This is a genomic window from Streptomyces sp. NPDC040405, assembly GCF_055595765.1.
In genome coordinates, this window is sequence record NZ_JBVIVI010000014.1 from 144,856 (window position 1) to 158,607 (window position 13,752).

The 13,752-nt window shown below is 70.4% G+C and carries 10 protein-coding genes and 1 pseudogene; 8 read left to right on the plus strand and 3 right to left on the minus strand.

What is annotated here, in order from left to right; genetic code table 11:
• The first annotated feature begins 19 nt into the window (after positions 1-19).
• Entirely contained in the window at positions 20-919 is a 900-nt protein-coding gene (locus ACZ59A_RS38480) for a LysR family transcriptional regulator (protein ID WP_470968780.1), read from the plus strand.
• A gap of 23 nt (positions 920-942) precedes the next feature.
• On the opposite strand, the pseudogene ACZ59A_RS38485 reads toward ACZ59A_RS38480, so the two are convergent.
• A pseudogene (locus ACZ59A_RS38485) lies at positions 943-1,356 on the minus strand (IS630 family transposase); the annotation flags it as partial.
• Positions 1,357-1,523: 167 nt separating this feature from the next.
• Here ACZ59A_RS38485 and ACZ59A_RS38490 point away from each other — a divergent pair.
• Genes ACZ59A_RS38490 through ACZ59A_RS38500 form a run of 3 tightly spaced genes read left to right on the plus strand, consistent with a single transcriptional unit; the run spans position 1,524 to position 5,652 of the window.
• Positions 1,524-4,343: a cation-translocating P-type ATPase gene (locus ACZ59A_RS38490; RefSeq protein WP_470968782.1), complete on the plus strand. Its 2,820-nt coding sequence runs from the start codon at positions 1,524-1,526 to the stop codon at positions 4,341-4,343.
• A complete protein-coding gene (locus ACZ59A_RS38495; protein WP_470968785.1) occupies positions 4,340-4,999 on the plus strand; it encodes a potassium channel family protein in 660 nt (219 codons plus the stop codon). The genes ACZ59A_RS38490 and ACZ59A_RS38495 overlap by 4 nt, the downstream gene beginning before the upstream one ends.
• Positions 4,996-5,652 (plus strand): potassium channel family protein, encoded by a 657-nt coding sequence (locus tag ACZ59A_RS38500; RefSeq protein WP_470968788.1) that lies wholly within the window; start codon positions 4,996-4,998, stop codon positions 5,650-5,652. Before ACZ59A_RS38495 ends, ACZ59A_RS38500 begins: the two co-directional genes overlap by 4 nt.
• Positions 5,653-5,791: 139 nt before the next feature.
• Here the strand turns inward: ACZ59A_RS38500 and ACZ59A_RS38505 are convergent, their stop codons facing one another.
• A complete protein-coding gene (locus ACZ59A_RS38505) occupies positions 5,792-6,676 on the minus strand; it encodes a potassium channel family protein (protein WP_470968790.1) in 885 nt (294 codons plus the stop codon).
• A gap of 190 nt (positions 6,677-6,866) precedes the next feature.
• On the opposite strand from ACZ59A_RS38505, the gene ACZ59A_RS38510 reads away from it, so the two are divergent.
• Together ACZ59A_RS38510 and ACZ59A_RS38515 are read left to right on the plus strand one after the other, a co-directional pair.
• Positions 6,867-9,296, plus strand: a complete 2,430-nt coding sequence (locus ACZ59A_RS38510) for a glycoside hydrolase family 65 protein (protein WP_470968793.1) — start codon at positions 6,867-6,869, stop codon at positions 9,294-9,296.
• 11 nt (positions 9,297-9,307) lie between these two features.
• Positions 9,308-10,162, plus strand: coding sequence for a universal stress protein (locus tag ACZ59A_RS38515; protein WP_470968796.1), 855 nt, complete (start codon positions 9,308-9,310; stop codon positions 10,160-10,162).
• A 162-nt stretch (positions 10,163-10,324) separates the two neighbouring features.
• On the opposite strand, the gene ACZ59A_RS38520 is transcribed toward ACZ59A_RS38515, so the two are convergent.
• Positions 10,325-10,612 (minus strand): DUF1876 domain-containing protein, encoded by a 288-nt coding sequence (locus tag ACZ59A_RS38520; RefSeq protein WP_470968798.1) that lies wholly within the window; start codon positions 10,610-10,612, stop codon positions 10,325-10,327.
• 358 nt (positions 10,613-10,970) lie between these two features.
• Between ACZ59A_RS38520 and ACZ59A_RS38525 the strand changes: the two genes are divergently transcribed.
• Together ACZ59A_RS38525 and acsA are read left to right on the plus strand one after the other, a co-directional pair.
• Entirely contained in the window at positions 10,971-11,846 is an 876-nt protein-coding gene (locus ACZ59A_RS38525) for a universal stress protein (protein ID WP_470968800.1), read from the plus strand.
• Positions 11,847-11,875: 29 nt separating this feature from the next.
• Complete coding sequence (acsA, locus tag ACZ59A_RS38530; RefSeq protein WP_470968802.1) at positions 11,876-13,666, plus strand: acetate--CoA ligase; 1,791 nt, start codon at positions 11,876-11,878, stop codon at positions 13,664-13,666.
• The last annotated feature ends 86 nt before the right edge of the window (positions 13,667-13,752 follow it).

The window sequence follows — 13,752 nt, forward strand, 5'->3', positions numbered from 1 at the left end:
CTGATATGTGGAGCGACTGATGATCGAGGTCCGCCAGGCCCGCTACTTCCTCGCTGTCGCGGAGACGCTCCACTTCGGCCGGGCAGCGGAACAGCTCGGCATGTCGCAGCCGCCGCTGAGTCAGGCGATCCTTCAGCTGGAACGCCAACTGGGCGTGCGGCTGTTCGACCGCAACGAACGCAGGGTCCGGCTCACCGAGACCGGCCGGGTGTTCGCCGAGGAGTGCCGCAAGCTGGTGGCGGCCGCCTGGCACGCCCATGAGGTGGCGGCCCAGGCCGAGGCCGGACTGGTGGGCACGCTGCGGATCGGGGTGGTGACCTCGGCCCTCAGCGAACCCCTGCTGGGCACGCTGGCAGCCTTTCGGCACGCCCGGCCCCGCGTCGACCTGCACCTCACGGAAGTCGACACCGGTCAGGGCCAAGAAGCCGTCGCCCGGCACGAGATCGACCTTGCCGTCATCCGGCCCAGCGCGCCGGTGCGCGGGCTGCGCGTGCAGCCCTGGCGCCACGACCAGTTCGTGATCGCGCTACCCAGCGGGCATGCGCTGGCCCGGGACGCCCCGGACCCCGTCGATCTCGCGCGGTTCGCGGACGAGCCCTGGGCGTGGCTTCGCCGCGAGGCGTCCCCCGACTACCACGATCAGCTCATGGCGACCTGCCGCAGAGCCGGATTCACCCCCGAGGCGCGCCACATCGCCAACTCGATCCTGACCCAGCTTGCGATGGTGGCCTGCGGCCTGGGTGTCACCCTCGTACCGAACGTGGCCGTCCGCTCGATCCAAGGACCCATCGTCTACCGGCCCCTCACCGACCCTGCCGACATCGTCGAACTGTCCCTCGTCTCCCGGGCCGACACGCACGAGCCGCTGGTGCAGGAGTTCCTGCGCCACGCCTCGGCTGACCGGCAGGAGGCGATCTAGCGACCTGAGTCAGAGATTCGGTGTCAGTAGGCGGCGATCTTGTCGAGGATCTCGTCGGCTGTCTTCGTCCAGACGAACGGTCGCGAGTGCTCGTTCCAGTCGGCTAGCCATGCCCGGATGTCGCGTTCGAGAGCCTGGACGGAGCGGTGGACGCTGCGCTTGAGCTTCTTCTGCGTGAGTTCGGCGAACCACCGCTCGACCAGGTTCGGCCAGGATGAGCTCGTGGGCGTGAAGTGCAGGTGGAAGCGCGGGTGCGCCAGCAGCCACTTCTTGATCTCGGGCGTCTTGTGGGTCGCGTAGTCGTCCAGGATCAGGTGCACGTCGAGACCCGCTGGAATCTCCTTGTCCAACCTGGCCAGGAACTTCTCGAACTCCACGGCCCGGTGCCGGCGGTGCAGGGAGCCGATGACCTTCCCGGTCGCCACTTCCAAGGCGGCGGCCCGGCGCGGGTCACTCGTGCCCGCTCCTGGCGAACCCGCCACACCCGATCGGGTTGTGTGACCGGGAGGCATGCGCCGCCTGGACCGGCCCCAGGTGCGGTTTCCACCGGCCGAGACGAGGATGAACGCATGACCGCCACCGCTCCCTGTCTCGATGCCTTCCGATGGGCAGCGGCCCCCATGTGCTGATGCCCGGTGACGGCGGCCGCGGACCGGCGGCCGTTCCGGGTGCGGACGGCCCGGCGGTACAGACCCTGCCGACCGCGGAGGTCTTCGCCGCCCTGGAATCCTCGCCGCGGGGGCTCGCTTCGTCGGCGGCGCGGGCGAGGCGGGAACGGTTCGGGCCCAACGAGTTGCCGCATGCCCGGCGGCGGGGGGTGTGGCGGCGGCTCCTCAGGCAGTTCACCGATCTGTTCGCGGTCGTGCTGCTCATCGCGTCGGCCATCACCTTTCTGGCCTACGGACTGGAACGCCCCCATGATGTGGGCACGCTGCAGCTGGCCGTGGCGATCCTCGGCGTGGTGGTGCTGAACGCGGCGATCGGCTTCGGCCAGGAGTACTCGGCGGAGCGCACGGCCGAGTCGCTGCGGGCGATGGTGCCGCACACCAGTCGTGTCCTGCGCGACGGAGAGCGGGTGGAGGTGCCCGCTCGCGATCTGGTGCCGGGGGACGTCGTGGCACTGGAGGCCGGGGACGCGGTGTCGGCGGACTGCCGGCTGGTGGAGACACACGAGGTCATGGTGAACAACGCCGCCCTGACCGGGGAGAGCGATCCGGTCGGCCGATCGGGTGAACCGGTGGCGGCCGGCTCCGTGCTCGAGGCCCGCAACTGCGTCTTCATGGGCACCGATGTCGTGGCGGGCTCCGCGAAGGCCGTGGTGTTCGCCACGGGTGCGGCAACGGAGTTCGGGCGCATCTTCCGGCTCGCCGCGGCGGCGCCGCGGCAGCGGACACCCCTTCAGAGCCAGGTTGCCTCGATGGCCCGCCGGGTGGCGGGGGCGGCGCTCGCGATCGGGGCGGCGCTCTTCGCGGTGCGTCTGCCCACCGGGCAGGGGCTCGTCTCCTCGTTCATCTTCGCGCTCGGAGTGATGGTGGCACTCGTCCCCGAGGGGCTGCCCGCCACCTTGTCCGTCTCGCTGGCCATCGGAGTACGGCGCATGGCACGCCGGCACGCGCTCATCAAACAGCTGCTGGCCGTCGAGACTCTGGGATCCACCACGGTGGTGTGCACGGACAAGACGGGCACGCTGACCCGGGCGGAGATGACCGTCGTCCAGGTGTGGGCCGGCGGAGTGGCGCACACCGTCTCCGGTGTCGGGTATGCCCCGGTGGGGGCCGTCTCCGGCCCCGAGGCGGTGCTGGCCGTTCTCCGGGCGGCCGCGCTGTGCTGCAACGCGCGGCTGGTCCCGCCGTCCGGGCGGGAGGGCTGGCGCGTCCTGGGCGACACCACCGAGGGGGCGTTGCTGGTCGTGGCGGCGAAGGCGGGCCTCGACCTGGAGAGGGAGGAGGCCGTGTCCCCCCGGGTGGCGGAGTATCCCTTCGACTCGGTCCGCAAGTTGATGAGCACGGTGCACGCTGGCCCGGAGGGCAGCTACCGCGCTTTTGTCAAAGGCGCTCCGCAGGAACTGCTCGCGCGCTGTGACACTGTCGACTGGAGAGGCGAACGGCTGCCACTGACGGATGAACTGCGCGCGGCGGTGATGGCCGCGAACGACGAACTTGCCTCGCAAGGGCTGCGGGTGCTCGGGGTGGCATGGCGTCCGGTGCCCGATCGCCGTCCGGCCCAGTACGACGTCGAATCGAGGCTCTCCCTCCTGGGCCTGGTCGGCATGCTCGACCCGCCGCGCCCGGAGGTCCGCGAGGCGGTCGAGGCATGCGGGCGGGCCGGTGTCCGGATCGTCATGGTCACGGGGGACCATCCGCTGACCGCGGAGGCGGTCGCCCGCCGGGTGGGCATCGTCCGGCGGCCCGCCCCCACTGTCATCACGGGCGCCGGGCTGGACGCGCTCGACGCTCCGGCTCTGGACAAGCTGCTCGCCGAGTCGGGTGAGCTGCTGTTGTGCCGGGTGAGCCCCGAGCACAAAACGAGGGTGGTCACCGCGTTTCGGGGACGCGGCGAGGTCGTCGCGGTCACCGGGGACGGCGCCAACGACGCCCCCGCCCTCAAACACGCGGATATTGGCGTCGCGATGGGCGCATCCGGTACCGATGTCGCCCGGGAAGCCGCGGTGATGGTGCTGCTCGACGATTCGTTCGCCTCCATCGCCGCGGCGGTGAAACTCGGCCGCTCGGTCTACCAGAACATCCGTAAGTTCCTGATCTACCTCTTCAGCCACAACCTCGCCGAACTCGTCCCGATTCTCGCCGCCACCTTCGCGGGGTTTCCGCTGGTCCCGATCAGCGCGGTGCAGATCCTGGCGATCGACCTCGGCTCCGACGTGCTGCCGGCCCTCGCGCTCGGGGCCGAGCCGCCGGAGCCCGATGTGATGGACCGGCCGCCCCGATCCCGGCGGGAGCGGCTGTTCTCGGGCGCTGTGGTGGGCCGCATCCTGTTCCTCGGCGGCATTCAGGCACTCGGCGTGTGCGCGGTGTTCTTCTGGCACATTCACGCCTCCGGAATTCCTTACGCGGACTTCACCAAGGACACCCCGGCCTACCGGGAGGCGATCACCATGGTCCAGGGCGGAATCGTGGTCAGCCAGTTCTTCAACGCCCTGGCGGTGCGCACTGAGCAGCAGAGCGTGTTCCGGATCGGGCTGCTGTCCAACCCGTGGCTGCTGGCCGGCGGATGCGTCTCCCTCACGCTGATGGCGGCGATCAGCTACCTCCCCGCGCTCCAGGCCGTCTTCAACACCGCTCCGTTGGATCCGTCTGACTGGGCGGTGCTGGCGGGGTTCGGAGCTCTGCTCCTGGGCGCCGAGGAAACCCGCAAGGGGTGGGTACGACGCCGCGTCGCCCGGAATCCGAAGGGAAGTGCACGATGAGAGTCATCATCGCGGGGTGCGGGCGGGCGGGGTCCAGGCTCGCCGTCGACCTCGTCGCCGAAGGCCATGATGTGCGGCTCATCGATCGCTCGCCCGGGGCCAGAAAGCTGCTGCCCGACGGTTTCCCCGGTCAGTTCCACGAAGGCAACGGATACAGCCGGGCGGTTCTGGAAGCCGCCGGAATCCAGCACGCCGACGCGTTCGTCGCCGTCACGTCGGGGGACAACAGCAATATCGTCAGCGCCCGGACGGCCAAGGAGACCTACCGGGTCCCGCTCGTCCTGGCCCGCATCTACGACCCCCGCAGCGCCGACATCTACCGCGACCTGGGCATCCCCACCATCGCCAGCGTGCGCTGGACGGTGCATGAGATCCACCGGATGCTGCTGCACCGCCATCTCACCCCTGAGATCACCTTCGGCAACGGGGAGACACTGCTGGTCCGCAGCCTGCTTCCGGCCTACCTCACGGGGCGGCGCCTGACCGAGTTCGACGTCGGCGGAGAGATCCGCGTCGTGGAGGTCACCCGGGCCGGCCGTTCACACGTGCCCGCCCACGACACCCCGGTGGAATCCGGCGACCTGGTCACCTTCGCCGTCGCCATCACCGCGCTCGGTAGGCTGCGGGCCTTCCTGGACAAGGAGCTGGGTACGTGAAAGCCCTCATCGCCGGCGCCGGTCGGCTCGGCGCCCAGATCGCCCAGGTGCTCGCCGCCGCACGGAACGAGGTCACCCTCGTCGATGTCGACGAGGGCCGGATCGCCGAGCTCCGGGGCCGTGTTCCGGTGCGCCTGGTGGTCGGGGACGCCTGTGACCCGGCCTTCCTGGAACACGCGGGCGCGCTCACCGCCGATCTGATGATCGCCGCCACCGGCAGGGACGAGGACAATCTCGTCATCAGCCTGCTCGCCAAGCGCCAGTTCCAGGTGGAGCGCGTCGCCGCCCGCGTCAACGACGTGGACAACGCCTGGCTGTTCGACTGGCGGTGGGGCGTGGATGTGGCCGTCCCCGCCGCCACACCGCTGATCTCCCTCATCGAAGAAGCCACCGGGGTCACCGACACCGTCGCTCTTCTCCGGCTCAGCAAAGCGGGCGTCAACGTGATCGAGACCACCATCACCGACCGGTCCCGGGCCGTCGGCCGTGCCCTCGCCGATATCGGTCTCCCCGCCGGTTCGGTCATCGCCACCGTCGTCCGCGACGGCCGACCCACCGTCCCGGCCGCCGGGATGAGGCTGCGGCCGGGTGACGAACTCCTGGTGGTCTCACACACCGCGACCGAGCAGGAAATCCAAGCCGCCTTCCAGTGAGGGCCACGGTCGTCCGAGTCCCGGGAGAACCGTCACCCCGCCGTCTCCTGGCCGCCCGCCGGCGCCGTGCCGGGTGATCGGGGTGCCGCCCACCACCGCGTTGCTCTCCCCGAAGACCGGCGGACCACCGTCGACCGGCTCACCCCCGCGGGGGAACGGGACCTGAGGCGTGGTCGGCTTCGTACGCGGCGAAGACCTCCGCCGGTGTTCCGCCGGTGTGGAGGAACTGCTCGTCGAGGACGGTGGCAAGGGCCTCCAGCGCACCGGCGAGCATGCCCGCCGCCAGACGTACGTCGGGGCGACCTGCCGCCTGCCCGCGCTGGGCGAGCTCAGCGGCGTACCCGACGCTGGAGGCGAGGGACGCGTGGTTTTCACCGTCGTGGAAGTAGTACGCCTCGGCGTACTGGGTGAAGTCGACACGGACGCGTACCACTTCGGTTGCCACACTCTCCAGCAGCGAGGCTCCCAGAGCGCCATCCAGTCGTTGGGCCGAAGGGTCCGCTTGGCGCAGCAGCGCCAAGCGGATCGCCAGGACCCTCCTCCGGGCGAGTGCCGGGTAGATCTCGAGCACCCAGGTGACCGTGGCCGTCAGCAGTGCGAAGCCGATGAGGGCTTCCAGCGGCGCTACGATGCGCAGCCAGTCCTCGGTCGGCACGATGTCCCCGAGCCCGAGGGTGGCGATGGTGACGAGTGAGACGTAGAGGGCGTCCAGCAGGTCCGCGTGCTGGGCAGCTTTCAGGCCGCTTCCGAAGGAGAACGCCTCCGGCATGTGTGGCCAGTAGATGATGGCCCACCCCAGGATGATGGTGCAGGCCCACATCACGACCACGGTGACCATGGCCAGCGGTCCGACGAGCCCTGCCACCCGTTTGCGGGCAGGGACATGCTGGGACGCTCTCCATAATGCCGACATGATCAGGCGGCTCAAGCCTCCCCGGCGAGTCGGGTGCCAGAGTGTATGGAACAGGTCCCGCAGCGCGGCCATGACCAGCCCGGCTCCGGTCAGCGAGACCAACCACTCCATGCGCGTCTCCCGCGGCGCTGTTCGGCGCGTCGACCGAGGGCGGCCTGGCATGACTCTACGACTCAGCGACCACCGGGGAACGCAGGCTCGCCGGGCGGTGGCTGCGAGCCGAAGGCCGGCCACCGGCGAGGCAGCCGACGTGCGCCGACGGCGCGGGGTTCGCATCATTGGACGAGGAGATGAGCGCCCCGTGTCGGAGTGGACCTGGGAGTACCGCGGCTACGATCCCGCCGCCGAGCGGCTGCGGGAGGCGCTGTGCACCTTGGGGAACGGCTATACCGCGACCCGTGGCGCGGCGCCCGAGAGCAGGCCCGGCCCGGTGCACTACCCGGGGACGTATGTGGCGGGCTGCTACGACCGGCTGCGCTCTGAGATCTCGGGCCACGAGGTCGAGAACGAGGACATGGTCAACCTGCCGAACTGGCTGCCGCTGCGCCTCCGGCCGCTGCCCGAGGACGGCACCACCGGCGCGTGGTTCTCCCCGGAGCATTGCCTGCTGCTCGACTACCGGCAGGTCCTGGACATGGGTATGGGGACGCTCACCCGGACGATCAGTTACCGCGACCACTCCGGGCACCGGCTGGGCGTGGAGCAGACCAGGCTGGTCCACATGGGTGATCCCCACGTGGCCGCGCTGCGGACCGTTTTGACGGTGGAGGGCTGGTCGGGACGGGTCGAGGTCGAATCGGCGCTGGACGGCGATGTGCGCAACGCAAACGTGCGCCGCTACCAAGGGCTCAGCGAGCAGCACCTGACCGAGGTGCGGACCGGTGAGGCCGAATCCGGCGCCGTATGGCTGCGGTGTCGGACCGGAACGTCGGACGTCGGCGTCGCGCTCGCCGCGCGCACACGGGTTGTGGGGGCGGAGCCCGAGTCGTCCTGTCTGCGTACCGGCCGCCGCCGTATCGGCCACGGCTTGGTGATCCCCGTCGAGCCGGGCCGGCCGGTCACCGTGGACAAGGTCGTCGCGCTGCACACGTCACGGGATCTCGCGATCGGCGATCCGCTGCGGGCGGCGGTGGAGCGTGCGGAGGCGGCCGGGGGCTTTCCGGAACTGCTCACCTCGCACGCCGCGGCCTGGGCCAGGCTGTGGCGGCGCGCCGAACTCCACGTGCCCGGGGAACCGGGCCGCATCCTCCGGCTCCATCTGTTCCATGTGCTCCAGACCCTCTCACCGCACACCGCCGACCTGGACGTGGGCGTCCCGGCACGGGGCTTGCACGGCGAGGCGTACCGGGGGCACGTCTTCTGGGACGAGCTGTTCGTCCTGCCCTATCTGAACCTGCACTTTCCCGAGGTCTCCAGGGGGCTGCTCCGCTACCGCCACCGGCGCCTGCCACAGGCGTGCCGCGCCGCCCGCGATGCGGGACACCGGGGAGCGATGTACCCGTGGCAGAGCGGCAGCGACGGCCGGGAGGAGACACCGCGGCTGCACTACAACCCGAAGTCGGGCCACTGGCTGCCGGACCACTCCCGGTTGCAGCACCATGTGAACTCCGCGGTGGCGTACGACGTGTGGCAGTACTACCAGGCCACCGGTGACACCGAGTTCCTGCACACCGAGGGCGCCGAAATGGTCCTGCAGATCGCCCGTTTCTGGGCAGACATAGCGGAATTCGACACCGCCCTCGGCCGTTACCGGATCCGGGGAGTAGTCGGCCCGGACGAGTACCACGACGGCTACCCCGGCGCCTCCCGGCCGGGCCTGGACGACAACGCGTACACCAACGTCACCGCCGGCTGGGTCCTCGGCCGGGCGCTCGACGTTGCCCGGAGCCTGCCGGCGTGGCGTCGTCAGGAGCTCTTCGAGCGGCTGGAGCTGGAGCACGGTGAACTCGAACGCTGGGACGAGGTGTCCCGGCGGCTGTTCGTCCCCTTCCACGCGGGGACCATCAGCCAGTTCGACCGCTACGGCAACCTCGCCGAGCTGGACTGGGACGCCTACCGCGAGCGGTACGGCGACATCCGACGGCTCGACCGCATCCTCGAGGCCGAGGGAGACTCGGTCAACCGCTACCAGGCGTCGAAGCAGGCCGATGTCCTCATGCTGGGCTACCTCTTCCCACCGGCGGAGCTGGCCGGAATCTTCCGCGGCCTGGGATACGCGGTGGACGACGAGACCTGGCGCCGGACCGTGGAGTACTACCTGAGCCGCACCAGCCACGGATCCACCCTGAGCAGCCTGGTGCACGGCTGGGTGCTCGCCCGGGCGAAGCGCTCGGCGGCCTGGACGTACTGCCGACAGGCGCTGGAGTCCGATGTCGCGGACATCCAAGGGGGAACCACCCCGGAAGGAATCCACCTGGGCGCCATGGCCGGCACTCTGGACCTCGTGCAGCGCGGACTCACCGGCCTGGAGACCCGCGACGGAGCGCTCTGGCTGGACCCGGTCCCGCTGCCGGAACTGTCCGCCTTCCGCTTCTCCCTCCAGTTCCGCGGACACCGGGGGGTGAGCCTGCGCCTCGACGGCGACCGGTTGCGCATCGACGTCCCCCATTCGGAGCAAGCGCCGATCCGGCTGGAGCTGCCCGACCGGACCCTCACCCTCGCACCCGGCGACAACTGCGCCCTCCGGCTGCCGCGCGGTCAAGCGGCCCATGGAACCAGGTCTGCGCAATGAAGGAGGCACCGATGGCGCGCCCCGTCACCGTCGGACTCGACGGTTCACCCGAGAGCCTGGCCGCGGCCGGCTGGGCCGCCCGTGAGGCGCGGCTGCGCGATGCGCCGCTGAGCCTGGTGAACGCATGGCCGGGACCCGGTCAGCGGGAGCCGGCCCCGGGCCGGGAGGTGGCCTGGCAGTACTGGGCCGAACAGGCTCTGCGCGCGGCACGGGCTGAGCTGGACATCGAGGACCCCGGCCTGGAGATCCTCACGGCCCAGATTCCCGGCCACCCGGCGCCCGTGTTGCTGAGCGAGGCGGAGCGCTCGCAGATGGTGGTGGTCGGTTCCCGGTCGATCGGGTCGGTCGCCGGGTTCTTCCTCGGTTCCGTTGGAGTGGAGCTCGCCGCCCGCGCCGCGTGCCCCGTCGTTCTGGTGCGGGCGCAGGGCGCCGAGATCCGGCGCGGTGATGTGGTGGTGGGCGTACAGCTCCGGGGGCCGTACGACGAGGTGCTGGAGTTCGCTTTCGAGGCCGCCACCTGGCGTCGTGCGGCGCTGCGGGTCATGTACGCCGGCAAGGTCCCCGCCATCCGGGACGTGGCGCCCTGGGCGGTCGACGTGGAGCTGAGTGACGCGCAGGAGGAGGCGGAGCGGACGCTGGGTGATGTGCTGGCGCGGTGGCGGGACAACTTCCCCGGTGTGCGGGTGTTCGAGGAGATCGTGTCGGACAGCCCGTCCCGGCGACTGGTGGGCGCTTCGGCAGGGGCGGCGCTGATGGTCGTGGGCCGCGGTCCGCACCGGCCGGGCCTCGGGCCCCGGCTGGGGCCCGTCGGGCAGGCCGTGGCGCACCACGCTGGCTGCCCCGTCGCGGTCGTCCCCCAGCGATGACTTGCCGCGCTCCGGCTCCACCCGCGTCAGGCGGGAGTGGACGGGTGGTGTTGATTTCGGAGCACATCGCCTACGGAACCGGCGACACCGAGGGGCCCGCCACCGTCACTTGAGAGGACGGCGGCCGGTGGGATACGTCGCATGCGGCGATGGGACGGTTGATCAGGCGGGCCATTCCCACGCCGCATGAGCCTGGGGGCGTGGTGAGGCGCCGACGCCCTTGACATCGAGCTCCGCGGCGCCCATCAGTTGGTCACCCAGATCGTGCAGTGCCCGCCCGGCCGCCAGCTCGTCGCCGATCTCGGGCACGTCGGTGTCCTCGGGATTGCACCGGGCCGTCCCGTGGCCGGTGAGCGAGGTGTCTTTCGTGTCGAGTACCACGCGTGCCTTCGTCATTCCCTCGTCTTCGAAGAGGTGAAGGCGGACCTTCCATTCCACCGTGTGCGGCATCGTTCGCTCCTTGCCTGATGTGGGTGGCGAGGCACGCCATCGCTCAGCGTGGCCTCCCGGACCACTGAGGCTCCAGCAGATCCCCGCTCGGTACCCCACCGCGCGTACCTCTGGCGGTTCAGCACGTGGACAAGGCCGGCTCGCACATTGGTGACCACGGTGACGACCGCGTGCAGCTGAGCTGCCTACCCACCTACGGTCGGGCACGGGCGCACCTCATGACAGGGCCGAAGGGGCCCACAGAGATGACTGAATTACCCTATTTGTGTCGAAATTCACATTTCATGATGTGCGAGGCTTTTCGGTTCCCGGGGGTACTCCTCAAGGTGAGGGGCTTCCCATGAGGTGGAGTAACGTCATGGAACAAGTCGTCACCGTGGGTCTCGACGGCTCGGCCGAGAGCCTTGCCGCCGCTCGCTGGGCTGCCGATGAGGCGGAGCGGCGCGAACTCGGGCTGAGGCTTTTGCATGCCTGGATTCTGCTGTCCCCGCCCACGCCCGACAGTCCTGCGGCGGATGACCAGAACTACTGGGCGAAGCGGATCGTGCACGACGCGCATGCGGAGCTCAGCGGACTCCACCCGGCTCTGCGCATCGAAGAGCAGCTGGTCCCTGAGGAGGCCGAGAGGGCCCTGCTCGACGCGGCGACGCGGTCCCGGATGCTGGTGCTCGGCTCGAGAGGGCTGGAGCGGGCGGCGAGCTTCTTCTTCGGCGACATCAGCTTGTACGTCGTGGCCCGGGCCGAGCGGCCGGTAGTCCTGGTGCGCGCGGGCACGGAGGAGGGGGAGGGACGGGCATCCGATGGCCGTGAGCGGCCTGTGGTGGTCGGATTGAGCCTGCACGGCCCTCAGGACAACCTCCTGGAGTTTGCCTATGTCACCGCGTTCACCCGCGGCGTGCCTCTGCTCGCCGTCCACGGCAGGAGCCTGCCGATGCAGGCGTACGGCCCGTGGGGTGTGGAGGCCGGTGCCGCCCAGGACATCGCCGCGAGCGCCCAGCGGGACCTGGACGAGGTGCTGCGGCCGTGGCGCGAGAAGTTTCCCCGGGTGCGTGCCATCGGTGAGGTCCGGCTCGAGAGTCCGGCTCAGGCCGTCGTGCGGGCGGCTGGCGACAGCGGTCTGGTGATGATCGGCCGGCGGAGGCACCGGCAGGCTCTGGCGCCGCGCCTGGGCCCCGTGGTGCAGGCGGCCGCGCACCATGCGCCGTGCCCGGTCGCCGTGATCCCTCACGAATGAGTACATGGCAGAGATTGGAAGGACGCCGTATGGCCTGGGAGACGCTCCGGAAGGACCCCGCGCCGCAGGTCCCGCCGAATCTCGCCGACTACGAGCGGGCGCGGACGCAGTTCACCTGGTCGCGGGCGCGCGCCGCGCTGGCCGGGCTCCCCGGCGGCGGGCTGAACATCGCCTATGAGGCGGTGGACCGGCACGTCGGCTCCGGCGAGGGCGAGAAGAGCGCGCTGCGCTGTGTTGCCCGGGACGGCGGCGTACACACCGTCACCTACGCCGAACTGGCCCGGCGCACCGCCCGCTTCGCGAACGTCCTGCGCTCGCTGGGCGTCGGCCGGAGCGACCGCGTGTTCACATTGCTCGGCCGCTGCCCCGAGCTGTACACGGTGGTGTTGGGCACGCTGAAGAACACCAGCGTCCTCTGTCCGCTGTTCTCCGCTTTCGGCCCCGACCCGGTGGAACAGCGGCTGAGGCTCGGCGATGCGCGGGTCCTGGTGACCACCGCGGCGCTCTACCGGCGCAAGGTAGGCGAACGCCGTGCGTCCCTTGCGGGACTGGACCATGTGCTGATCGTCGGTCCCGGTGGCGAGGAACTGCCCGGCACACTCTCCTTCCACGAGCTGATGGCCGATGCCACGGAAGGGTTCACCATCCCGCCGACCTCACCGGAGGACATGGCGCTGCTGCACTTCACCAGTGGCACGACCGGAACCCCCAAGGGCGCGGTACACGTCCACGAGGCGGTGGTCGCCCACCACGCCACCGCCGCCTATGCGCTCGACCTGCACCCCGAGGACGTGTATTGGTGCACCGCCGACCCCGGGTGGGTCACCGGCATGTCGTACGGCATCATCGCCCCGCTCGTCCACGGTGTGACGCTCGTCGTCGACGAGGGCGACTACGACGCCAGGCGCTGGTACCGGATCCTCGAGGAGCAGCGGGTGAGCGTCTGGTACACCGCGCCCACGGCGCTGCGCATGCTGATGCGGGCCACGCCCCGCCAGGGTTCCCACGACCTGCCGGCCTCCTACGACCTGTCCCGTCTGCGGTTCATCGCCTCGGTCGGCGAGCCGCTGAATCCCGAGGCGGTGGTCTGGGGACGCGAGGTGCTGGGACTTCCGGTTCACGACAACTGGTGGCAGACCGAAACCGGCTGCATCATGATCGCGAACTTCGTGGCCTGTGACATTCGCCCCGGCTCGATGGGACGCCCGCTGCCAGGTGTCGAGGCGGCGGTCCTGAAGTGCGGGGACGACGGCCGGGCGCTGGTCACCGGCGGCCGGGTGAGGGTGGAGGACCGACCGGGGGCCGAGGGAGAACTGGCGCTGCGGCCGGGCTGGCCGTCGATGTTCCGCGGCTACCTGCACGACAAGGAGCGGTACGAGGCCGCGTTCGTCGACGGCTGGTATCTCACGGGCGACCTGGTCAGCCAGGACGCCGACGGCTGGTTCTGGTTCGTGGGCCGTGCCGACGACGTGATCAAGTCCGCGGGCCATCTGATCGGGCCGTTCGAGGTGGAGAGCGCACTCATGGAACATCACGCGGTCGCCGAGGCCGGAGTGATCGGACGGCCTGATCCTGTCGCGGGGAACCTCGTCAAGGCGTACGTGTCACTGCGCCCCGGCATCGAGCCCAGCCCAGCTCTCGAACGCGATCTGCTGGCCTTCGCCCGCCGGCGACTGGGCCCGGCGGTAGCGCCCCGCGAGATCGCCTTCGACCAGAACCTGCCCAAGACCCGCAGCGGCAAGGTCATGCGCCGAGTGCTGCGCGCCCGGGAACTCGGCCTGCCCACCGGCGACCTGTCCACCCTGGAGGGACCAGCATGAGCCCGACCCGTGAGACCCGGACGCGCAAGACCGCGAAAACCACCGAGGCGTCGAAGCCGGCGAAGAACGCCAGGCCATCGAAGAGC